Consider the following 1,143-nt stretch of genomic DNA (forward strand, 5'->3'; position numbering starts at 1 on the left):
CCCCGCGGCGCGTGCGGACGGCTCGAGCCGCGGGGCGGGGCGAGAGTCGCCGGAGCAGGTGGGCCACCAGCCGGTGGACGCGGTGGGCGGGGCGTCGGTGCTCGTCGTGCCCGATCGCCCACACCTGGTAGGCCATCGGCACGAGCAGGGCGAGGCCCAATCCGCGCAGCAGCCAAGACCGCCCGGGGATGGAGGAGCCGATCAGGACACCTGCGCCGAGCGCCGTCAGGCAAATCCCCGCCAACCGGAGACGCAGCCTGCGGACCAGACCCCCAACCATCAGAGCGAAGGACTCATCGATGTGCAGCTGCCGCTCGAGGGCGTCCAACTGTCGCTGTTCGTCGTTGGAGAGTGGCAATCCTGCGCCTCCCTTCCACGAAGAGGTGTCCGCTCTGCCGGGGCCGCGCGGGAGAGCAGGTGACTCATGCGTCATACCCATGATCCTCCAGCGCTAACCGAACGGCGGGCCGAGAACTCCGGATTCGGCGTTTGGCCGCACCCCGGCGCGGGTACCGACCAAGGGGACAACCTGGAGGAGGGTGTCATGGCGAACGAGGCCCCCGAGAAGAACGTGATCGCCGTGCTGGTCCAGGACCACGACCGGATCCGGTCGCTGTTCGGGGAGGTCCAGGCAGCGCGGTATGCCGATCGCCGCCAGGAGGTCGCCCACGAGCTCTCCGCCCTGCTGGTCCAGCACTCCACCGCCGAGGAGATGTTCCTCTATCCCGAGGTCCGCGAGTCGATCGCTGACGGGCCCTCGCGGGCGGACCGGGGGCTGCAGGAACACAAGGATCTCGAGCGCCGGCTCAAGAAGTGGGGACGCGGGGGCGACGACGAGGAGTTCATGGCCGCCTTCCAAGACGTGCGCGCGGCCGTCCTCCAGCACATCGACGAGGAGGAGCAGGAGCTCTTCCCTGCGCTCGAGGCGCAGATCCCGGTGGAACGACTGCACGAGCTCGCGCTCCGGATCGAGCAGAGCGAACGGATCGGTCCGACCCGACCGCACCCGTCGGCGCCCCACCGCCCCCCGGTCAACAAGCTCCTCGCCCCGGGGATGGGCATCGTCGACCACCTGCGCGACCGGCTCGCCGGCCGTCGCGGTCACTGAGCCGCCCAGCCGCGCCGGTCGGCGCGCCGACTCAC

Annotated in this window: 2 protein-coding genes; one reads left to right on the plus strand and one right to left on the minus strand. The window is 70.7% G+C overall.

All coding sequences use genetic code 11. The features are described 5' to 3' along the window. Window positions 1–358, minus strand: a 358-nt coding sequence (locus FRW57_RS21850) for a DUF3040 domain-containing protein (protein WP_162529470.1), incomplete at its 3' end; no start/stop codon positions are given. 186 nt (window positions 359–544) lie between these two features. Here FRW57_RS21850 and FRW57_RS21855 point away from each other — a divergent pair. After that, complete coding sequence (locus FRW57_RS21855) at window positions 545–1,108, plus strand: hemerythrin domain-containing protein (protein WP_162529471.1); 564 nt, start codon at window positions 545–547, stop codon at window positions 1,106–1,108. Window positions 1,109–1,143 lie beyond the last annotated feature (35 nt).

The organism is Segeticoccus rhizosphaerae (genome assembly GCF_009192725.1).
In the GTDB taxonomy this organism is placed as follows: domain Bacteria; phylum Actinomycetota; class Actinomycetes; order Actinomycetales; family Dermatophilaceae; genus Segeticoccus; species Segeticoccus rhizosphaerae.

Excerpts from the sequence above, each read along its gene's own strand:
- FRW57_RS21855 (WP_162529471.1), top strand. The coding sequence starts at position 545 with ATGGCGAACGAGGCCCCCGAGAAGAACGTGATCGCCGTGCTGGTCCAG.